The sequence below is a fragment of the Coleofasciculus sp. genome (genome assembly GCF_046539235.1).
In the GTDB taxonomy this organism is placed as follows: Bacteria; Cyanobacteriota; Cyanobacteriia; order Cyanobacteriales; family Coleofasciculaceae; genus Coleofasciculus.
Map to the genome: position 1 here is coordinate 1 of NZ_JBKHHI010000006.1, position 20,170 is coordinate 20,170.

At 46.8% G+C, this 20,170-nt stretch carries 19 protein-coding genes; 8 read left to right on the top strand and 11 right to left on the bottom strand.

Annotated elements, in window-relative coordinates:
- Positions 1–517: 517 nt before the first annotated feature.
- Together gghA and ACLFWI_RS01390 are read right to left on the bottom strand one after the other, a co-directional pair.
- Positions 518–2,977: a glucosylglycerol hydrolase gene (gene gghA, locus ACLFWI_RS01385; protein ID WP_446411409.1), complete on the bottom strand. Its 2,460-nt coding sequence runs from the start codon at positions 2,975–2,977 to the stop codon at positions 518–520.
- Positions 2,978–3,284: 307 nt separating this feature from the next.
- A complete protein-coding gene (locus ACLFWI_RS01390) occupies positions 3,285–4,022 on the bottom strand; it encodes an LmeA family phospholipid-binding protein (protein ID WP_446411410.1) in 738 nt (245 codons plus the stop codon).
- A 284-nt stretch (positions 4,023–4,306) separates the two neighbouring features.
- Here ACLFWI_RS01390 and ACLFWI_RS01395 point away from each other — a divergent pair, with 284 nt between their 5' ends.
- Together ACLFWI_RS01395 and ACLFWI_RS01400 are read left to right on the top strand one after the other, a co-directional pair.
- Positions 4,307–5,074 (top strand): pseudouridine synthase, encoded by a 768-nt coding sequence (locus tag ACLFWI_RS01395; protein ID WP_446408416.1) that lies wholly within the window; start codon positions 4,307–4,309, stop codon positions 5,072–5,074.
- Between the two features lie 48 nt (positions 5,075–5,122).
- Positions 5,123–5,914 carry a helix-turn-helix domain-containing protein gene (locus tag ACLFWI_RS01400; protein WP_446411411.1) on the top strand — a complete coding sequence of 264 codons (792 nt, stop codon included), beginning with the start codon at positions 5,123–5,125 and terminating at the stop codon, positions 5,912–5,914.
- 95 nt (positions 5,915–6,009) lie between these two features.
- On the opposite strand, the gene malQ is transcribed toward ACLFWI_RS01400, so the two are convergent.
- Positions 6,010–7,518 carry a 4-alpha-glucanotransferase gene (gene malQ, locus ACLFWI_RS01405; RefSeq protein ID WP_446408418.1) on the bottom strand — a complete coding sequence of 503 codons (1,509 nt, stop codon included), beginning with the start codon at positions 7,516–7,518 and terminating at the stop codon, positions 6,010–6,012.
- A 159-nt stretch (positions 7,519–7,677) separates the two neighbouring features.
- On the opposite strand from malQ, the gene ACLFWI_RS01410 reads away from it, so the two are divergent.
- From ACLFWI_RS01410 to ACLFWI_RS01425, 4 genes are all read left to right on the top strand, one after another.
- Positions 7,678–8,106 carry an NUDIX domain-containing protein gene (locus ACLFWI_RS01410; protein WP_446408419.1) on the top strand — a complete coding sequence of 143 codons (429 nt, stop codon included), beginning with the start codon at positions 7,678–7,680 and terminating at the stop codon, positions 8,104–8,106.
- 78 nt (positions 8,107–8,184) lie between these two features.
- Positions 8,185–9,501, top strand: coding sequence for an FAD-binding oxidoreductase (locus ACLFWI_RS01415; protein ID WP_446411441.1), 1,317 nt, complete (start codon positions 8,185–8,187; stop codon positions 9,499–9,501).
- Between the two features lie 186 nt (positions 9,502–9,687).
- Positions 9,688–11,091 carry a (Fe-S)-binding protein gene (locus tag ACLFWI_RS01420; protein ID WP_446411412.1) on the top strand — a complete coding sequence of 468 codons (1,404 nt, stop codon included), beginning with the start codon at positions 9,688–9,690 and terminating at the stop codon, positions 11,089–11,091.
- A gap of 167 nt (positions 11,092–11,258) precedes the next feature.
- Complete coding sequence (locus ACLFWI_RS01425; RefSeq protein WP_446411413.1) at positions 11,259–12,170, top strand: ribonuclease D; 912 nt, start codon at positions 11,259–11,261, stop codon at positions 12,168–12,170.
- A gap of 162 nt (positions 12,171–12,332) precedes the next feature.
- Here the strand turns inward: ACLFWI_RS01425 and ACLFWI_RS01430 are convergent, their stop codons facing one another.
- Positions 12,333–12,551 (bottom strand): hypothetical protein, encoded by a 219-nt coding sequence (locus ACLFWI_RS01430; protein WP_446411414.1) that lies wholly within the window; start codon positions 12,549–12,551, stop codon positions 12,333–12,335.
- Positions 12,552–12,713: 162 nt separating this feature from the next.
- On the opposite strand from ACLFWI_RS01430, the gene ACLFWI_RS01435 reads away from it, so the two are divergent.
- Both ACLFWI_RS01435 and ACLFWI_RS01440 read left to right on the top strand, forming a co-directional pair.
- Positions 12,714–13,079, top strand: coding sequence for a hypothetical protein (locus tag ACLFWI_RS01435; protein WP_446411415.1), 366 nt, complete (start codon positions 12,714–12,716; stop codon positions 13,077–13,079).
- A complete protein-coding gene (locus ACLFWI_RS01440) occupies positions 13,076–13,198 on the top strand; it encodes a hypothetical protein (protein ID WP_446411416.1) in 123 nt (40 codons plus the stop codon). Before ACLFWI_RS01435 ends, ACLFWI_RS01440 begins: the two co-directional genes overlap by 4 nt.
- 27 nt (positions 13,199–13,225) lie before the next feature.
- On the opposite strand, the gene ACLFWI_RS01445 is transcribed toward ACLFWI_RS01440, so the two are convergent.
- The 7 genes from ACLFWI_RS01445 to ACLFWI_RS01475 all read right to left on the bottom strand — a co-directional run bounded on the left by ACLFWI_RS01445 (position 13,226) and on the right by ACLFWI_RS01475 (position 20,120).
- Positions 13,226–13,876: a DUF429 domain-containing protein gene (locus ACLFWI_RS01445; RefSeq protein WP_446411417.1), complete on the bottom strand. Its 651-nt coding sequence runs from the start codon at positions 13,874–13,876 to the stop codon at positions 13,226–13,228.
- Between the two features lie 231 nt (positions 13,877–14,107).
- Positions 14,108–15,046, bottom strand: coding sequence for a hydrogenase nickel incorporation protein HypB (gene hypB / locus ACLFWI_RS01450; protein WP_446411418.1), 939 nt, complete (start codon positions 15,044–15,046; stop codon positions 14,108–14,110).
- Entirely contained in the window at positions 15,037–15,375 is a 339-nt protein-coding gene (locus ACLFWI_RS01455; RefSeq protein ID WP_446409527.1) for a hydrogenase maturation nickel metallochaperone HypA/HybF, read from the bottom strand. Before ACLFWI_RS01455 ends, hypB begins: the two co-directional genes overlap by 10 nt.
- Before the next feature lie 182 nt (positions 15,376–15,557).
- The gene (locus ACLFWI_RS01460) at positions 15,558–16,424 is read right to left on the bottom strand and encodes a tryptophan 2,3-dioxygenase family protein (protein WP_446411419.1); all 867 of its coding nucleotides are present in this window, start codon (positions 16,422–16,424) and stop codon (positions 15,558–15,560) included.
- Positions 16,425–16,594: 170 nt separating this feature from the next.
- Positions 16,595–17,668: an S-layer homology domain-containing protein gene (locus ACLFWI_RS01465; protein ID WP_446411420.1), complete on the bottom strand. Its 1,074-nt coding sequence runs from the start codon at positions 17,666–17,668 to the stop codon at positions 16,595–16,597.
- A gap of 96 nt (positions 17,669–17,764) precedes the next feature.
- Complete coding sequence (locus ACLFWI_RS01470; RefSeq protein WP_446411421.1) at positions 17,765–18,388, bottom strand: (2Fe-2S) ferredoxin domain-containing protein; 624 nt, start codon at positions 18,386–18,388, stop codon at positions 17,765–17,767.
- 157 nt (positions 18,389–18,545) lie between these two features.
- A complete protein-coding gene (locus ACLFWI_RS01475) occupies positions 18,546–20,120 on the bottom strand; it encodes a GspE/PulE/PilB domain-containing protein (protein ID WP_446411422.1) in 1,575 nt (524 codons plus the stop codon).
- Positions 20,121–20,170 lie beyond the last annotated feature (50 nt).

Sequence of the window (20,170 nt, forward strand, 5' to 3'; positions counted from 1 at the left end):
AGGCAACAACAGCCGCCGTCAACCCGCCAAAAATATCTCCTTTTAGGTTACGAAAGTGGATTTGATTGGTTATTTGCATAAAAGCTTTTTCTCGATTAACGAATCAAAGGTATAAGACATAGTAAGTCATAAATCAAACTTTACCGTTAAACCAACGTATGTAGGGGTACGATATATCGTGTCCTATCCTAAGCAGGGTTTGTGCATAAGTTCTAATCTATTGCTTTCTAATCTAAGCTGTTCGGCATTTAAACCTTAATATCAAGAATTGCGAAATTCTTGTAGTGCGTTTAGCGAAGCCATGCCGCAGGCTTTGCATCTTGCTCGCTACTAATACCCAATTTAAATGCATGACAGCTTATTGCTGATGAATGTTCACAATAAAACTTATGATGTGCATAGAGTATATCATAGTGATTTTACAATTTTCAATAAAACTTATAGCTTTTCTCAGAATGCGCCGTAGTAGGGACACGACATCTGGTGTCCCTACGATGGAGATGTCCAAAAACCGAGACTATTCAGGTTTAGCCACTCGCTTTAACAGCACCGCTTGAGAATCGGCTAACTCAAAGCAGCGTAAATCTGCCAAGTGATCACTATCCAAACCCGGAGACGCGATCGCGACTTGCCATTCACTCATATCCAATTGCAGCCAGTCTCCCACGGTAACCGTCATCGGTTCTCCCCCCATGTGCGCTACCATGGCGATTTGTTGATCATGATCATCAGGATTACTGCGAACCCCGTAATATACCGTCCGTTCCTCATCACTGATTTTATTGAATCGATCAATTCCAGCTAAATTGTGACCTAACCAGGGATGAGCATGGCGGAAACGACGCAAGCTCAGGTTATACTCAGTTCTTACCGGATCAAGCTTGTCCTCATAGTGAGAGACATTACACAGCTCATAACAGTCTTCCATGAACATCAACGCGAATGACTTGAGCTTTTCAAGGGTCAACCCTTTCAAGAAATTCACCATTTCTGGCTTATTCAACTTTTTCAGCTGTTCAATATCACACTGATCCGTATTGTCTCCCAAACAGAACTGGCAAGCTTGAACCACTTCGGCAAGATTGTAGTCCTTTTCAAGCATGGCAACTTGCAGCCCCCTGCCAAACTCCCGCAATTCCTCTAGCTGACTAAATCCCAAGGACTTTAACCGACTAAAACTTTCCGGCGCGTCATAGAGTTCTGGCGTAACTTGCCAATCCAAGAACCCAATTTCCTCGGACACCACCTTGACCCCATAGCGTTCATCGGTATTGCGGAAGAACATCCACGGGGCGTGCATTGTCGCATTGATAAAGTCCATGGGTAACCCCGGGCTGAACCCATACACCCAAAGCGTCACCGCCTGGTTATCATAAGCATTTTTTAACACCTCTGGCAACGTACTGCCTAAATTCCAATTAATCTGGGCATTGAGGGGGATTTGATTGCCTCGCCGCACGGTATCATGATTCCCACAACCGGTGATCCAATGATCCCCTTCAAAGATCACCTCACACACCCGTCGCCACTTGCGATCCCAAAATTTTTCTAGGGCTGGGGTGTTATGGGCAAAAATCAGGGGTCCCCATTGGAAAGATTCCGGTTTCAGATTAATTAATTCACGGTAAGTCGAGATTTCTTCCCATCCTTCAGCAGGCCAGGGACGACCATCTTCAAAAATGGTGAATAATAGTCGTTGATGCCCCTCAATATCCTGGACGACATCACTCATCGCTAGCAGATAGGCGTCATCATATTCCACCAGTCCAGATAGGGGATTAAAGAAGCGGAAATCCTGACCCCCATCAATACGTACCCCATCAGCGCCCGTATTAATTTTACGCCGCTGCATTTCCAAAAATATTGCCCGTACTGTGGGTAACTGGTGGTTCAAGTCTTGACCGTACATATTCGGTCCTTTGAGAAACTGGCGATGCAGGAGTAACTCAGATTGGTTATCTGCATGACCATACACCAGGTCATAGATAATTTGAATCGGACCCGTGGGAAAATTATGCAGGGTGGTGATAAAGTCCACCAATTCATCGGGACGCAAGCTACCCAAAAGCGCTGCATTCGTGGCACTCGATCCCAAGATTGGCACGTCATAGCCCCAATCTTGGGTATGGGGTTTTCTCAGCTTAATTTGCAGATCATCTCCATCTTCGGCAATACAGACAAAAAATTCACTTTCTGGACTGTATTCGTCTCGGTACTCAATCGTGGGTTCTATGGGTAATAGCTGAACCGAGTCGTACCCCACATAGTTTTCTTCGGCTGGGGTTAAGGGAAGATTGCCGGCTAATTTACTGGCAATTTGGCGATAAACACGGGTTAATCCCTCAACCGTTCCCTCTTTAGAGGCGGTGCCAATATGAAGCTGTAAAATGTTCCGGGGGGCTGGCACACGTGGAAGCGTTAGGGGATCAGAGGGGACGCTGGTGGCTTTGAAGTAATCCAGATCAGCTCGTTGTTTCTGCAAGCTTGCCATATCATACAGTTCAGCCGGTCCAAACACCCCATACGGCATGGAATAGGGAATTGTATCCCGAATCGCTTGTAGGTTCCCTTGTTGATCAACAAAGCGCAGCCAGTAGAATGATCCCATCTGCTCACGGTTCCCTGGACGCATCCCGGCGATTACACCCCAATGGTATTCGCCTTCTTGTTGTAAGAATAGGCGATCGCGGCGAAAGGTGACGGTTTGCTCAACCGCCCGACAATCGATCGGAGCAAGGGGGGTTAAGACTTCCAGATAGATTTCCATCTTCCGCATCACCTGCGCCAATAACCGGGGTGTCCAGAAGCCAATTTCGGTTAACCCATCGGGACGGTAATGCGCCCCCAATCGTTTAGCGATGGCTTGAGATTTTTCAAAATAGGTGGCGTCTGAATGCTCAATGGTAGCTGCCCAATCTACTAGTTCTTGGGTGGCATCTTCCACCAATTGAATGGACGGTTTAGTATCAACTTTCACAGTAACTTAATCTCCCAACCATTACCCAACTGCTGTACGGGTGACTAAATCCTGACATTTGGGATCGGTTTACCTGTACGGCAATTCCCGTCAAGTTTAACAGTCCTACAGCTTCTCTGAGAGTAAAACACGTTTCTAGTTGCTCCCAACACTCTGAAGGATGAAATCCAATTAGGTGGGAAAATTAAAGTTAACGGCGGAGAGAGTCATTTGTCATTTGTCATTTGTCATTTGTCATTCGTCATTTGCTCCCCATCTCCCCCATCTCCCCCATCTCCCCCAGCTTCCCCATCTTCCCCAACACCCATCAGGGTATAACTCTAATACAGCCGCGACAAATTAATTGTCCTGGAGTTAGAGTCAGTTCTTTTAGATCAACCTCTGATCCTAAATCAATCGTGAAATGTTCTAACGTGATCGGGGGCTGTTGAGCGTTAATGTGAATCTGGAGGGGGTGGAGTTGCAGTTGTTGAGGTGTTGCCAGTTGAATGCCCGCATCAACCACAATGGAGGTTTCTCTCGTCGGATGGTGGATCAGTGTTCCTTTGAGAGTTAGTCGCTCCCCATCAATAGTAATCTGCTGCCAGTTTATTTTAGACTCACCTAGGGGTGGATACTGATCCGGTCGATTATAAGATTTAATAAATGTATTCAGTAAATCCGTTAAAGCATTTGATAATAAAGGAGCACCCAGAGAGGCTTGCAGGTCGCTCTCTCGCAGTATGAGTTGACCCGTAACTGGGACAGGTTCTAGGAGTTGTAAGGGTTTGCCTTTAAACACCTGAGTGAGATTGAAGCGAATATTTGTACCATCTAGCTGGATTTGCGACAAGTGTAGTCCTTGATAGATAGCACGACGAGCCGCAATAGACACAGTAGGAATGTGTCCTCGCAGAATTTGCCGATCGCGACCCATCAGCTTAAACTGTAGAGTTTCCACGGCATCCACTTGTGAGCGCAGCCAGAATTGCACGGCGGGGGATACCACTGTGCTAATCATCCGGCTGCCTTTGTCTGTCCCAGCTTTTGATTTATTAACGCCCATTGCCACAATTTCGGGTCAATCCTGTATTCTGACACAACGGGGATAGTCTCCGAGCAAGGCAATGAGCAGGTCAAAAAACCAAACGCTTGCAATTCTCCGCATTCTTGTAATATTTGTACATGGTCTATTCTGGTCAGGGCTAGAAGTGGACTGATTCTCTCCAGCTACCTTAAAAAGCCGGAGAGGTTTAACCAAACTCCTGCTGGATACTATAAGGATGGAGATCAACTTGGAACCAGCACGATCTGGGTCGAGACGAACTAGCTTACACAGGTAGTCAAGCCATGGAGGAAAGAGTACAAAAAATTATTTCACAGTGGGGTATCGCCTCACGGCGTCAAGCTGAGAAAATGATCGTAGCCGGACAAGTTCGGCTAAATGGCACTGTGGTGCAGCTAGGGCAAAAAGCGAATCCGGAAACGGATTTGATTGAAGTTAATGGTCAACGGCTCAAACCCAGTAATCGTCCTCAGGCAATTTATCTGTTGCTCAATAAACCCGTGGGTGTAGTCTCTACTTGTGGGAATTATCGGCTGTGTAATACCATTCTTGAGGAGCGTCGTACAGTTCTTGATTTACTGCCAAGCACGATTAGAAAAGGTCAGGGTATCCATCCGGTGGGACGGTTGGACATGGAATCTACAGGAGCGTTAATTCTGACAAATGACGGAACACTGACCTATAAACTTACCCATCCTCGCCATCACGTTGCCAAGACGTATCGGGTTTGGGTCAAGGGTCATCCTTCTGAATCAATTCTCTCGGCTTGGCGTCAGGGTGTGGACTTGTCGGGTAGAACCACTTTACCGGCTCAAGTTCGAGTACTCAAGCAGCAACCCGATAAAACACTTTTAGAAATTGTCTTGACAGAAGGGAGAAACCGTCAAATTCGTCGAGTTGCTGACCTGCTAGGCTATCCAGTAATCCATCTGCACCGCACGGCAATTGGTCCGATTCAATTACAACGACCAGGTGAACCAATACTGCTCAGTGGTCACTACCGTTATCTTGAAGAATTTGAAATCCGCTTCCTCCACAACCGAGTTCACTAAGCCTTACTAATACTAAAACGTGCCAGCAGATATCAAGGAGTACCGTGTATGAAGGAGAATACGAGTCATTTGCAGCAGGAACAAGTTGAAAAGCTCGAAGTCATAGGCGCTCGCCTACGTCAGTTTCGCCTCGAACAGTCGATTACCTTAGAGGAAGTTGCGGCTCAAACCCGAATTCAGGCACGGCTTTTACAGGCGATTGAAGACGGAAAGATCGACCAGTTGCCAGAGCCTGTATACATTCGGGGCTTTATCCGGCGATTTGCCGAAGCGCTAGGACTCAACGGTGCAGAACTTGCCGATTCTTTTCCCGTGGGAGCGAGTATGCAGTTGATCAGACCTCGTTGGCGGCATTTACCCGCTGCTCAATTGCGACCGCTTCATCTCTACCTGCTCTATATTCTGTTGGTGATTGGTTCGGTCACTGGTTTATCTCACATTCTGAGTCGCTCGGCAGTGCAAGTGATTGAAGTTGACAATACCCCCTCTGCCCAGCAGTTTCCGACACCGAAACAGATACAACCCATACCACCGAAACAATCCCTTGATATCAACCAACCGGCGGAAGTCAGTCATGCCAGCCAAGATGGTAAACCGGTGCAGGTGGGTGTTACCCTGAAGGCTCAGTCTTGGATTCGAGTCGTTGTGGATGGTAAAACCGAATTTGAAGGCGTCTTGCCCGAAGGCACCCAGCGGACTTGGGTGGCGGATCAACAACTGATTGTCCGGGCGGGTAATGCCGGAGGCGTCCTGGTCGAGTTTAATGACCAAAGTGCTAAACAAATGGGCGCCCCCGGTGCGGTTGAGGAAATGACCTTTGCGGCTAATCCTCGTTCTTGACATTCTGCTCGCTTTATGTATACCGCAGCTCAATCAAAGATTACAGCGCCAGACTTATCGCCTCTCCCCAACCTTTAGCGAAACAGGGTTCAATCCTAAGAACCATTAGGTGTCCGACCATAGGTATAGGCTAGGGTTTTGATCCGATCGCGCAGTTGGTCATTCAACATCTCTGCTCGATAACGCCATTTCCAGTTTCCCTCAGATGTACTGGGACGGTTCATTTGGGCGTCTGCACCCAAATCCAAGAAATCTTGCAAGGGAATCATGGCAAGATTGGCGACACTGCTGTAGGCTAACCGGATTAAATCCCAATTGATGCCTTGATCACTTAACCCTCCTAAGTAACGAATCGCATTTTCTCGTTCATAGTCGGGAATCTGGTTAAACCAGCCGATTGTCGTGTTATTATCGTGAGTTCCGGTATAAATCAGACAGTTACGTTCCAGGTTAAAAGGTAAGTAAGGATTATCTGGACCTCCACCAAAGGCAAAATGCAAAATCTTCATCCCCGGAAACCCAAATTGATCCCGCAATGCCTCAACTTCAGGCGTAATCACCCCTAAATCTTCAGCAATAATCGGCAATCCTTCTAATTCCCGCTTGAGGACTTTGAAAAATTTGGCTCCAGGTCCTTTGACCCAGCGCCCATTCATGGCAGTGTCTTCACCTTGGTCAACTTCCCAATACGCCTCAAATCCGCGAAAATGATCAATTCGCAGTACATCGACGTACTCAAACATCATCTTCAGGCGCATGATCCACCAGTGATAGTTATTCTTTTCCATGCGTTCCCAGTCGTAAATGGGGTTTCCCCACAATTGACCGGTTTCACTGAAATAGTCGGGGGGAACACCTGCCATTAGAGAGGCTTCGCCTGTTTCCTCATCAATGGCAAACAGTTCGCGGTTTGACCAGACATCAGCGCTATTATGGGCAACATAAATCGGGATATCCCCAACTATCTGGATATTCCGGTCATTAGCATATTGCTTCAACCATGACCACTGGCGGAAAAACTCAAACTGGAGGTACTTTTGGTAATAAATGCGATCGCGTAACCGTTCTCGCCACTCCTTCACCGCTTGCGGTTCGGCTTTAGCAATGTCTGGCTCCCATAAATGCCAACTGGCATCCTCAAAGGTGTTGTGGAGTGCCATAAATAAGGCATAATCATCCAGCCAGTAGGCGTGACGCTGACAAAATTGCTCGAATTCCTCGTGTTGTTCTGGGGAGGCTTCCCGTTTAAAGCGATCGCAGGCTTTGAGCAGTAGCGATTTTTTCAGGGGAAAGGTTCGCTCAAAATCGATAGTATCAGGGGGAAACTCCGCTAGATGGGCGAGATCTTCATCCTTGAGTAGCCCCTTCATTTTCAGTTGTTCTGGGCTAATCAACATCGGGTTTCCCGCCATGGCGGAGTAAGACATATAGGGCGAGTTACCGAACCCGGTTGGTCCGACGGGCAAGATCTGCCAAAATCGCTGATCACTAGCCGCCAAAAAATCAATAAATTGATAAGCCGGTGACCCTAAGTCACCAATTCCATAAGGACTGGGAAAGCAAGTGGGATGCAGCAAAACACCACTCGATCTAGGAATCTGCATAGAGGATAGACCATAGTACAGCAAAGCAAGTCCTATCGACATTAGCACGCTAGGGAGACCTTAAAAAAGAGCCATCGTGGTAGATTTCACTCTGCCAATAGAGGTATTCTGAAAACAACGAACATACTGCGATCGCTACCCGTTACCTGAACTTAGCTTGTGACTTACCGAAATCCAGTTCCCACCGTCGATATTATTGTCGAACTCATGGATAGACCCTCGCGACCGATTATTCTAATCGAGCGCAAAAATCCCCCCCTAGGCTGGGCAATTCCTGGCGGCTTTGTCGATTACGGGGAATCGGTGGAAACAGCAGCGGTTCGCGAAGCCAAAGAAGAAATTGGCTTACAGGTGGAGTTAATTGAGCAGTTTCACGTCTATTCGGCGCCTGACCGCGATCCCCGTAAGCATACCCTGAGTATTGTGTTTCTAGCCACCGCGACAGGCGAACCCCAAGCCGCTGATGATGCCAAAAATTTGCAGATTTTTAATCTGTGGGAGATTCCCACGAATCTATGTTTCGATCATGACCAGATTTTGCGGGATTACCGATATTACCGCCATTATGGGGTGCGTCCTCGTTATTGAGGAGATGGGGAAGATGGGGAAGCAAATAACCAAGGACGAAGGACGAAGGACGAATGACCAATGACCAATGACGATCCCATGAATGCGATCGCACAAACTCTAACACCGATTGTGGGTGACTCTAACCTCTACCAGGGGGATAATTTACCTCCGCTATGGCAAGAGCAACTTAAGAGAGCCTATGGCGTAGACACGATTACCAGCACTCTCGTTTGTCCTACTACAGTTCAACAGCTTTGTCAAGTAATGGAGTCTGCCAATACCCATAACTGGCAAGTTCTCCCCAGCGGGAATGGGAGTAAATTAGCCTGGGCGGGTGTCGGTAAACCAGTTGACGTGGTGATTAGTACCCAAAACCTGAATCAGGTGATTGATCATGCTGTGGGTGACTTGACAGTAACGGGGCAAGCGGGTGTAAAATTGGCAGATTTACAGCCAATACTGCTGAAAACGAATCAATTTTTGCCTCTAGAACCCGCCTACCCGGAAGCCGCCACCTTGGGTGGAATTATTTCAACAGCGGATAGTGGCTCATGGCGACAACGCTATGGTGGGGTTAGGGATATGCTATTGGGGGTTTCCTTTGTCCGCAGTGATGGACAACTTGCCAAAGCTGGGGGACGAGTGGTGAAAAATGTGGCAGGTTATGACTTGATGAAACTGTTGACGGGGGCGTATGGCACCCTGGGAATTTTAACCGAGGTGACGTTTCGCTTGTATCCGGTACAGGAAGCATCGGGGACAGTGGTACTCACCGGAGACGCTGACGCTCTTGCATCAACAACCAAAACCCTACTCGCGTCCGCCCTAACGCCTACAGCCGCCGATTTACTCTCCTCTGGATTAGTCAAGCAATTAGATATTGGTCAGGGTATGGGCTTAATGGTACGCTTCCAAAGCGTTACTGACAGTGTACAGGAGCAGTCGTCCCGGTTGCTAGAGGTGGGGCAACAGTTGGGACTACAAGGCACACTTTATCAGGATAACGATGCAGCGAGTCTATGGCAATCATTACCAGAACAAATCTGGGGAATGCCCCAATCCACCTCAATTACTTGCAAAATAGGGATAGTACCAACGGCGGCAGTTATGACGTTAACTGTACTTGATACGCTCACCTTTGGAACGGGATTAGGGTTAATTCATGCAGGAATTGGCTTAGGAAAAGTGCGGTTTGAACCCGAAACAGTGAAACCTGAGGCAATTTTAAAGATGCGAGAGCATTGCCAATCCCACAGCGGCTTTTTGACGGTACTAGAGGCTCCAATTAGTGTGAAACAGCAGCTTGATGTTTGGGGATACAGCGGTAACGCTTTAGATATTATGCGTCAAATTAAACATAAGTTTGATCCGAAAAGCCTTTTAAGTCCTAATCGATTTGTGGGGGATATTTGAATCCAAAAGGCACAGGAGCAGATCTGACCTTCACAACCTTATAGGAAACCTGGTTTATCCCCATGTAGGGGCGGGTTTCACTATTATCTTTTCTTTTGCTCCCGGATGTGACTAAACCCGCCCCGACCAATCCCCTACAGTTCCCCAATTTATTTATTTCTGCACATCTACCTCAAATAAAACGATATGCAAACTGATTTTAAATTTCCCACACCCGATTCTGTTAAAGAAAGCGCAGCAACAGCCCCCTTAGAAACGGAACCAGAGGAGTCTCAAGTTCCTGGTTTTGACCCTAAAAATCCGCCCAAACAAGACTTAATCGATACTTGTGTTCACTGCGGATTTTGCCTCGCCACCTGTCCCAGTTACCGAGTGATTGGCAAGGAAATGGATTCACCGAGGGGACGGATTTATTTAATGGATGCGATTAACAAAGGTGAAGCCCCATTAGCTGAGGCGACAACACAACATTTTGATTCCTGCTTAGGCTGTTTGGCTTGTGTAACCACCTGTCCTTCTGGAGTCCAGTATGATAAGTTAATTTCAGCCACACGTCATCAGGTTGAACGAAATCAGCCTCGGAGTTTACCGGATCGCATCGTTAGGGCGTTAATCTTTAATCTGTTTCCTTATCCGGGACGCCTGCGCCCCTTTCTTGCGCCACTTTATATCTATCAGAAATTAGGATTACAAAAGCTAGTTCGGTCTACAGGATTATTAAAGCAAATAGTCCCCCGTTTAGCAGCAATGGATTCAATTTTACCGCAAATTACCTTACAGTCCTTTCAAAATAACTTCCCGGATGTAATTCCGGCGCAAGGGGAAAAGCGGTATCGAGTGGGTGTGATTTTGGGTTGTGTACAGCGGCTATTTTTCTCCCCTGTTAATCAAGCAACGGTGCGGGTATTAACAGCGAATGGCTGTGAAGTGGTGATTCCCAAAAGTCAAGGCTGTTGTGCTGCATTACCCGAACATCAGGGACAAACAGAACAAGCCCAAGCCTTAGCGCGACAGATGATTGATAGTTTTGAGGGGACGGATGTTGATTATGTGATTATAAATGCCGCAGGCTGTGGTCATACGTTGAAGGAATATGGGCATATTTTAGACGATGATCCGGCGTATCGCCAGAAGGCGCAAGACTTTGCGGCGAAAGTGAGAGACGTACAGCAATTTTTGGCTGAGGTAGGATTGACGGCTAAGTTGTCACCTCTGACCGATAAACCCTTGACAATGGTGTATCAAGATGCATGTCATTTGTTACATGGGCAAAAGATTTCCGTACAACCGCGTCAATTATTGCGGAAAATTCCGGGGGTAACATTACGCGAACCCATCGATGCGGCGCTATGTTGTGGTAGTGCGGGGGTTTATAATATGCTGCAACCGGAAGTGGCTGATGAGTTGGGACAGCAAAAGGTTGAGAATTTGTTGAATACGGGGGCGGAGTTAATTGCGTCATCGAATCCGGGATGTTCGCTGCAAATTAAGAAGCATTTGAACTTGCAGGAGAAGGAAATACCATTGATGCATCCGATGGAGTTGTTGGATTATTCCATTCGCGGGGAAAAGTTGGCGATTGGGGATTAGAGAATTGAAGTAGGGGCGCACAGACGTGCGCCCAGAAAATTAGGGTGTAGGATAAAACACAGCAGGTTCTCAAACGGTGTAATAACGAGACATCAGATCAACCAATTTTACTCTTGTTTGGCTATATTACATCAAGTCTGAAAATGCTTTACCTGCTCAATTGACTAATGCCATACCTCACGCAAGCCCAAGATATTGAACGCGCGATCGCAAGCTGCACTCAAGCCTCTATCCTATGGTTAGATACGGAAGTCGCTGACTATAAAACCGATACGCCGCAATTGTCGTTAATTCAAGTCTTGGCGGATGGGAATGACCTCACGGCTGAGTCTGTCTCGATTCTTGATGTGCTATACCAGCCAGAACTCGCCGATGAGTTTATTGCTAAAATTATGTACAATCCGGCGATTGAGAAAGTCTTTCACAACGCCAGCTATGACCGGAAATTTTTGGGCAAACGTAAGGCAAAAAATGTTACCTGTACCCTAGAACTGGCGAAAACGATTCCCTACTATCGCCTCCCTATCCCCAATTATCAACTTAAAACTTTAACTGAATATTTTGGGATATGTCCCCAGGTTGATAAAACCGAACAAACGGGCGACTGGCGGAAACGTCCCCTCTCACCCCGCCAACTGGATTACGCGGCTAAGGATGTCGTCTATGTGGCTCACGTTCACCGTCATTTATTGGACTTAGCTCAACCTGACCCCGCCACAGAGGATATTGAAGCCCTAATCTTACGCTATCGACAAATCGAGCATCGCTGGAAGCAACTGGATACGGAAATTCAGCAAATTAAGGAACGGCTGAAAGCGGCTATGCAAGCACAAAATGTTAAAAAAGTCAATGGATTTCGCTTATCCAGTCAAAATCGCACCAGTAAAAAAGTTGCTTTTCATCAATTAGCAGAAGTGACAAAAAAACTAGGGATTGAGTTAGATATATCAGTACAATTGACGAAATCCCTACAACAAAAGTTAGGGGAGGTAATGGGAGAATTGCCCGTAGAAGAAGAGAATAAAACGACTTGGCGACTCTCGATTACTGAGCCAGAGGAAGAAGACTTGCCGTTTTGACAGACAAGCTATGGCACATCTCTACAGGTATATCATGTCCTTTGTATCGTTATCATCGAAATCCTGGAATTTTGCCAGGATGCGGTAAGCATAATTAGCCCTAAGACACCGAGCGAAGCCGAGGTGTTGCCTGCCCTCACCACAACACTTATTCAGCAACCCCTAAATCACTTTAATCAAGCCGTGACGTACTCCATAAATTAAACGGGTAATCGCATCTTCAGCCTCAGGACTTAAGGCATCGTCTAACGGTGCTGTCATTAACTCATACCACTGCGAGAAGGTAATTTGTCCAGTTTGCATGGTTTGGGCAAACAGTAGGGCTAAATGAGATGAGCTGGGGTTAACGTCCCGTCGTTGTATTTTTTCTGTAAGTATCATAAATTTACCAAATTCTAAAAATATTCTTAAGCCACACCAAGATTTTAATCAAAATCTTAGATTTTGTCTGTAAAAATGGGCGATAAACCCTGAGTTATTAAGTAAAGAATTGTAACAAAAACGAAAATTTATCACTACTGTTACGGCTTTATATTCAAAGGCATGGAACAAGAGGGGTTTCATGTGGTGTATTTTGAGTTCTCGCAAGACTTGGAAATGGCGGATGTTGATATTGGCGAAGTGCTACTGGCGATCGCACGTCAGGTTAGTCAAAGTTTAACCGATATTGCCCTAGTTGAACCCAGGAGGCTGAAAGAGTTTTTGGCTGAGGCATTGGAGGTGTTAAACTCCGAGGTGACAGGGATAAAGTTGAAGATTCCGGGACTGAAGCTACTGGGGGATTCTCTGGGGGATGTGGGGATGGCGTCAGACGCCGATAAGTTTTCCCTCTATTTTGGCATTGGCGAAATTACCACCCGCACCAAAAGTGATGCGAAACTGCGAGAACGACTAAATCGGTATCTATGACCCCAGAAGAATCAGTTGGTGGATGCGATAAATCAGGAATTGATTGGTCATTGGTCATTGGTCATTGGTCATTTGGAAATTGTGTAGGGGCGGGTTTCACCATTATCATTTCTTTTTGACCTGGATGCGACTAAACCCGCCCCTTATCAAGGGGAGGGAACCGGGAGGAAACCAGGTTTGTAGGGGCGGGTTTTACTATTATCGTTTCTTTTTGACCTGGATGTGACTAAACTCGCCTCGACCCTAACCATTGATGCTACTATTTGTTCAAAACCTACTGGCGTGGCACACCTAAAATTGTGGAATAGGTTGATTGGGTTGGCCCATGTTACCCAACAGGATCTAGGGCTAAAGCCCTTACTACAAGCCAAATCTAATCCGTTAAAATAATACAATTCCCCCATTCCCTCCCATCCCTTGCCTATTGTTTTTGGCGTTATCTGGGGGGCGTGAATAAACCCTCGTGCTTCCAAACTCAAACCAAACTCTATCGTGCGTTGGGCAAAAGGGCGTTGGCGATTTGCCGGATAACACCCCGCGTGGTAGCGATGAAAATACCGATGACTAAGTTTATCCGGGAGGCGCATTCCGGTGGCGTTGGGAATCAGTGTGGGAGCGTCTACGGCGATGAGAGCGGGTTCAGTGGCGGCTGTCCAATCATTAATCCAATTCAGAATATCAACTGTGTCTTGTTTGCGGTTTAATTCTAATAGCTGAAGCTGTCCATCTGACCAATTTAGGCAACATAAACCACTCGCGCCTGACGTCCAACCGAGGTCAATTCCGATAAATTTCATAAGATAAAGAATAAGCTGTTCGCCATTTAAACCTTAATGTCAATAATGGTGAAATTCTTGTAGGGCGTTTAGGGAAGCCATGCCGCAGGCTTTGCATCTTGCTCGCTACTAATACCCAATTTAAAGGCGTGACAGCTTAAGTCGAATGGCACACTCCAGTCAGCATTTTGGGATCACCAAAACCGCTAATATACCGTAGGGTTGGCATTGCCCACCATCCTCCTCGTTCAATTACATTGACTCCATAGGTTGCACAGGTTGAAACTGCGAGGTTAACCATTCATACCAACCCTCTAGCCCAACACCTGTTTTTGCCGAAACCTGAAATACCTGCATCTGAGGGTTAACCGTTCGCGCATACTCAATGCAGCGTTCCACATCAAAGTCTACATAAGGCAACAGGTCAATTTTCGTCAGAATCATCACTTGGCTAGCCCGGAAGATATGAGGATATTTAATCGGCTTATCATCGCCCTCAGTTACCGATAAAATCGCCACCTTCGCCTGTTCACCCAAATCAAATAAGGCGGGACAAACCAGATTACCCACATTCTCAATCATGACTACAGAATTGAGGGGAGGATTCAGTTGAGTGCAACCCCGTTCCACCATCGCTGCTTCCAAATGACACCCGGTTCCGGTATTAATTTGGACAACCTTACACCCAGTTGCTTGAATTTTCTGGGCGTCATTCGCAGTCGCTTGATCCCCTTCAATCACATTAATCGGTAATTGTGCCTGTAAATCCTGAATCGTGCGCGTCAATAACGTCGTTTTACCCGCCCCCGGAGAACTAACTAGATTTAGCGCCAAAATATTACGCCCTCTAAACCATCCCCGATTTTGGGCAGCCATTAAATTATTTTTTGCCAGGATATCCGCTTCCAGAGAGATTTTTGTACCGTGAACCTGGGCGTGAACTTGAGAGGTTTCATTGTGGTGATTCCCCGACGAGTCGTGAGTGTGAGTGTGGGTGATGACTTGACCATCGGGTAAGGTGTGAGTATGGGAGTGGCTAGATGAGGAAGAGTGCGCGATCGCAGTCCCATCAGGTAGAGTATGGCTATGACTCTGGTCATGATTGGAGTTAGCCATGGCAACAACCTCCCCCGTTTCCGGATTGGTAAGCGTGGTGTCAGCGCCATCAGAACAGCCGCAGGTTACACACATGGTTCAACCTCCATTTCCTTAATTTTCAGTTCTTGACCCGATATTATATCCAGTTCTACACTACCGCATTCACAGAGACCAAAAGGTTGATCAAGGGGAATTTGAGCATTACAGTGACGACAGCGACCAATACCCGGAATTTCAATAATATCCAGAGTTGCCCCTTCTAAGGGAGTATCTTTGCTGCAAACATCAAAACAAAATAGCACCGCATCGGGCATTATCGCCGCTAACTGACCAATTTCCAGGCAGACTCGTCGCACTTTAGCCCCTTTAGCCTGTTCGGCAACGATATCAACGATATTTTGAGTGATTCCCAGTTCGTGCAATGGTTTGTTTCCTGTTCTCTCACATCTATTTTCTTTTAAGCCCTGAATTAAAATTCGGGCTAAGAACTAAAACCCGTTAAAACGGGTTGAAAGGCTTAATTTAATTTTACCTCGTTTCCAACTTAACGGGAGTGGCTTCTTCAGGACTAACTAGGGCTTACTGCATTAATGGCGTGACCAACCTAACTGAATCCATCACGTTCATATTGAGTTAATCCGGGAAATAGTGGCGCTTGCTGTTTATGGTATTTTGCCAGATAATCCCGGAATGAGGTTCCCCCAGTTCCTACCTCTACACCCACGAGTTTAAGTTGTTGTACCGCCAGTGCCAAATGGAATTGATGAAAGCGGATTTGTAAATGATCGTAAGTCCGCATATTCTCTAAAACTGGACTGGCATGAGGGTGGTTGAAGAGAGAGGAAATTTGTTCCGCTGTCGTGTTTCCAGGACTTCGTTGCAGTAGGGTGTCGTAATAATAGGCGAGATTATGATTATGATAGCGCTCAAACCATTGGGCAATATCATTACCATAGCGACGGTCAAATTCAGTTTCAGCAATGTGAGGATTGCCCTGGGTGTCTTTAGTTCCTCCTTGCCAATAGTTTCGCACTCCGCTCATAATTTCTAAATGGCGAAACTGGAATGACTGAAAACCACTGGTTGGACCAATAGTTGTGCGAAACTCGGCAAATGCCCGCATTGTCTTGAGAATGGGCATGGTTGTCAATACGACTTCATAAAGGCGCAGAATCCGGGGGAAAAAGTAACAGGCTTCGCTAGTATCCCCGATAATCGGATCAGTAGTATTATCAGTAATGGCTTGCCCTAATCCAGTTAAAACTCGCTCCATATCCAGAATCATTTGATGGAACGCGAGTTCACAAATCTGATGGACGGCAATAAATAAGTCTTCGTCTTGGGACGCGGTGAGAGGATGCTTGCAACTGAGTAGCGCCTCTAGATTATGATACGTCCAATAGTGATTTTGAGTAACGTCTAGGGTGGGATCAAGGGGAGGTAAGGGTTGAGTATGGTCGGATTGGGGCATAGTAGAGATAGAGTGCGATCGCGCTAGAGTATTAGTATTATCTAGGCTCTGATAGGGTATAATATTAGTCTTCCAAAACAAAATCCTAACACAAATGCCTTTCCAGAAAAATAATCAGCTTGGTGTCAGGAAATCAGTCTTTTTTTATTAATCATATCTAACATCCTCAATCAAGGATTAACCACATACTCAGACGTCACAGTGTCTGCTTTTCCCGCTTCGACTAAAGCCTGATAAACCATCGCCGCTACCTCAGCACGAGTTGCATCTTGAGTCGGATTGAGAGACTCAGGATTAGGATAATTCACCACAATACCCGCTTCTGTTGCCGCACTGACTTTTTCACGCGCATACTCCGGAATCTGATCTGAATCCTGATAGGTTTGTAACACCTCCTGAGCAGGTTGAGTTGCTTCTAACCCCAATCCACTCGCTAGTGCCACTAAAACTTGTACTTTAGAAATCGGTTGCTTGGGTTGAAAGGTATTATTAGGATAGCCACGCAAAAAATTAGTTTTACTGGTTTCCTGAATCGCCGACCATGCCCAAAAGTCTGAGGATACGTCCTGAAATTTGGGTGTCTCTAATGTTGCTTGTTGATCAAAAGCGCTTCTTAACAACGCCGCAAATTCTGCCCGATTGATCGAATTATTCGGTTTAAAGGTGTTGTCTTCTGGAAAACCGCTCATAATCTCCCGCTGCACCAGAGCAGTAATATAAGGACTTGCCCAATAGTTATCAGGAATATCGGTAAAGTTCACGGCTGCATCAGGCGTTTCCGTTGGGGTTGGTGTCGGTGTTGCTTCCGGAGTTTCCCTGGGTATTTCTGCTGTTTCTGTCGTTGTTTCTGTGGGTGTTTCTGTCCTGGGAGCTGAGACAATAGGAGCAAGAGGAACTGCTCTAGCTATTTCCGGAAACGCCTCGCCTTCCTCTGGGGATTCGGGTGCAGCAGCTACGGCTGGAGAGGGTGAAGGGGAATCCGTTGCCAAAGGAGCGCTGCTGACGGTTTGGCGTGTGGGAATCTCCTCAGCTATCGGAGAAGTCACTTTTGGCTCTTCTGGTGCTTCCGTTGTTGGTTCAGAGGTGAGTGAGCCAATCCACTGCTGTAGGTTCAATCCCTTTTGCCGTTGACCCAATACTCCAATTAAAATCCCACCGATAGTGGTAATGGCGATAATTATACCAATCCATTCCTCCAAACCTAGTGGAGAGGAGTCCGAATCGGGTGGCGGTAGATTTCTCATTATGCACCTGGCTTATTCGCAACAACACTAAGAAAGCAAGGGGAATCAGAGAATTTTTTCGGTTGTCTGAATTCTTGACCCCCCAATCCCCCAGTATTAGCCTCCACATCTGACGGTAGAGCGTTGGCATACATTTGCCTCTGGCTTTAGTTTACTGCCAAAGTGCTTATCCACCAGCGTCGCTACGTCTTCGGGCTCCACCTTATTGTACCGGGCTTTGTCTGGCATCACTACCATACAGGGACCTTTTTTACACTGCTTCATACAGCCTGTGTCTTTAATCGCTACTTGCTGATCAAGGTTGCGATCGCGCAAGGTGTCATTCATTACTTGATGGACTTTTGCTGCACCGCGCTTGCGACAGGAGGACTTTTTACACACCATGACGCTGGCTTTGGTTTTCTGGGGAGACGGTTGCAAAAGTTTCTCATATTGCTGGGATGCTGACGGGGTTTTCAATGTCACCCGCTCGGCTTTGAGTTTCAATTCCCCACGTTTGGGTTTGTACTTCTGTTTGCCACAGACTTCTATCGGATCTCCGGGTTTGAGGATTTCCGGTAGAGATTCCCGTAAGGGTTTAGCCAGCTTGATATATCGTTCACCTGTTTCTGTATTGATCCACAGCAACTTGGGTTTTTTGCCAGCTTTACCCAGAAATTTGACAAACTCTCCCTCTAGCTTGAAGGGACTGACTTGTTTCTTTTTATATGATTTACCCATGAAAGTACTCCAATGTCTCCCCCTAACCGTAGCGCTAATTGATAAAACATGTCATCTATTTTTCGTAAGAGTTCTTCATAAGTCGTTACAAATGAGAGGGAGCCATGTAGAGACGTGCCATGGCGCGTCTGGGAGCAGGGGGAGATGGGGGTGGATTTCAATTGTCCTGCTGATCCATGGGATTGTGGATCAGGGTTTCAAGTTGTGTGTCGAGATGGTGTAAGAGTTGGTTCAGGGTTGGTAGGGTTTCCACCGGAGGAATGGAATAGCGATAAGAGCGATCGCGGATTTCATTTAGCTTCTGCTGAAGTTGTCCGGCGAGTTTAATCGCCTCCTGACCCAATCGTTCCACCTTTTGTTGTTGATAGAAGTTTAAAGGCGCTCCTCGCAAGAGTTGTAACGTTGCCTCTTCCCCATGAGTACCGGGTACTAGCCGCAAACACAATAGCAGGGATTCTTGCTGATAAAGTCGCTCACTTTCGATCTGTTTGGGCTGGGTAATGGGCTGCAACGGCAGGTTAACTAAGCGCTTCAGTTCAATAATGATATCTTCAAAAACGGATATGCTTAATTTATCCAAGACAGACTGGGAAGAGCTATCCTGGCGCAAAACAACCCGACCCCGCTGAGATTGTCGCTGAAAATACAGCCGACCAATTCCCCCCTGCAACAGGCGCCCTAACAACTCTTCCACAATTTGATGGGGGGCTAAGGTTGCCAAAAACGCGATCGGACGAGATAAATAGAGAGGGTTTACATCCAAGGGTAGAAGAGCCTTAGTCGGGAGTGACCTTTGGAAAACTGGCGTCAGCGCCGTCTGAGCCGATACCGTCTTGCCAGAAGGATGGGGTGGTTGGGCTGGGGAGTGATTAGACGATGGTGACGTCGGTTGGGGCGTTGCTGCCGATGGCTGGCTATCCTCTTGGTTAGGTACATCAGAGGATTGGTTTAATTCTTCCTGGAGTTGACGGATATCATCGATAATCAGTGTCGGTTGAGATTCGCGAGCAGAAAAATTACTATTGGTTTTCGCCGCCGCTTTTGATTCCTCAGGCTGCACCGCCTCATTTTCAGTTTGGCTCACCTCATGGCTGGTTGGAGGTTGAGAGGCTGTCGGCGGCGGATTATCGGTTGTCGCTGCGTTAGCGGAGGAGATTGATGGCTGGGGTTCAGTTGTCTCATCCTCGGTTAAATGGGCAGCATCACTCGGTTGCGGTTGAGACGCTACGGGGGTAGAGTTGTGTTTCTGTGCCGCCGCTTGAGGAGAAGGAGTTGACGGCTCAGGCTGATTCGCCTCATCTTCAGCTAAACTGGCATCATCAATAATTAGCGTTGCTTGTTCCGACCGAGGAATGGACTGTTGGCGCTCAGAGCGTTGCCTTTTCGATGCTGTGTCGCGATGACCTTGATTTAAATAGGCAGACAACATTGCTGTATGAGTGCTGGCGCTAATCTGTTCGATTTTGAGGGAACAGTTCATAAACGCCAGAATGCGACGGACATAATCAAGAGCCGTGGAGTCGTGGGGATCGACTATACCCAGCTTAAGGTATTTGCCTTCGAGAGACAGGGGCAAGAATTGATGAAATAGACAGGCTTCAAAAGGCAGAATACTATCAATCAGCCGAAACATTTGCTCAGTATCCACGCCAGAGAGTTTTGACGCTTGAGAGGATGATGGTGACTGAACAGGATTGTCCGCTTGTTCTGGGTCCTGTGGTGAGGGTAACATAATAATTAATTTCTCCAGCCTGAGTATCAATCGGTTCAGATGCCCCAGGA

Coding starts and splice junctions, on each gene's coding strand:
- ACLFWI_RS01390 (WP_446411410.1), bottom strand. CDS start 4,022: ATGGGCGTTAATAAATCAAAAGCTGGGACAGACAAAGGCAGCCGGATG.
- ACLFWI_RS01395 (WP_446408416.1), top strand. CDS start 4,307: ATGGAGGAAAGAGTACAAAAAATTATTTCACAGTGGGGTATCGCCTCA.
- ACLFWI_RS01400 (WP_446411411.1), top strand. CDS start 5,123: ATGAAGGAGAATACGAGTCATTTGCAGCAGGAACAAGTTGAAAAGCTC.
- malQ (WP_446408418.1), bottom strand. CDS start 7,518: ATGCAGATTCCTAGATCGAGTGGTGTTTTGCTGCATCCCACTTGCTTT.
- ACLFWI_RS01415 (WP_446411441.1), top strand. CDS start 8,185: ATGAATGCGATCGCACAAACTCTAACACCGATTGTGGGTGACTCTAAC.
- ACLFWI_RS01420 (WP_446411412.1), top strand. CDS start 9,688: ATGCAAACTGATTTTAAATTTCCCACACCCGATTCTGTTAAAGAAAGC.
- ACLFWI_RS01425 (WP_446411413.1), top strand. CDS start 11,259: ATGCCATACCTCACGCAAGCCCAAGATATTGAACGCGCGATCGCAAGC.
- ACLFWI_RS01430 (WP_446411414.1), bottom strand. CDS start 12,551: ATGATACTTACAGAAAAAATACAACGACGGGACGTTAACCCCAGCTCA.
- ACLFWI_RS01435 (WP_446411415.1), top strand. CDS start 12,714: ATGGAACAAGAGGGGTTTCATGTGGTGTATTTTGAGTTCTCGCAAGAC.
- ACLFWI_RS01440 (WP_446411416.1), top strand. CDS start 13,076: ATGACCCCAGAAGAATCAGTTGGTGGATGCGATAAATCAGGAATTGAT.
- ACLFWI_RS01445 (WP_446411417.1), bottom strand. CDS start 13,876: ATGAAATTTATCGGAATTGACCTCGGTTGGACGTCAGGCGCGAGTGGT.
- hypB (WP_446411418.1), bottom strand. CDS start 15,046: ATGTGTGTAACCTGCGGCTGTTCTGATGGCGCTGACACCACGCTTACC.
- ACLFWI_RS01460 (WP_446411419.1), bottom strand. CDS start 16,424: ATGCCCCAATCCGACCATACTCAACCCTTACCTCCCCTTGATCCCACC.
- ACLFWI_RS01465 (WP_446411420.1), bottom strand. CDS start 17,668: ATGAGAAATCTACCGCCACCCGATTCGGACTCCTCTCCACTAGGTTTG.
- ACLFWI_RS01470 (WP_446411421.1), bottom strand. CDS start 18,388: ATGGGTAAATCATATAAAAAGAAACAAGTCAGTCCCTTCAAGCTAGAG.
- ACLFWI_RS01475 (WP_446411422.1), bottom strand. CDS start 20,120: ATGTTACCCTCACCACAGGACCCAGAACAAGCGGACAATCCTGTTCAG.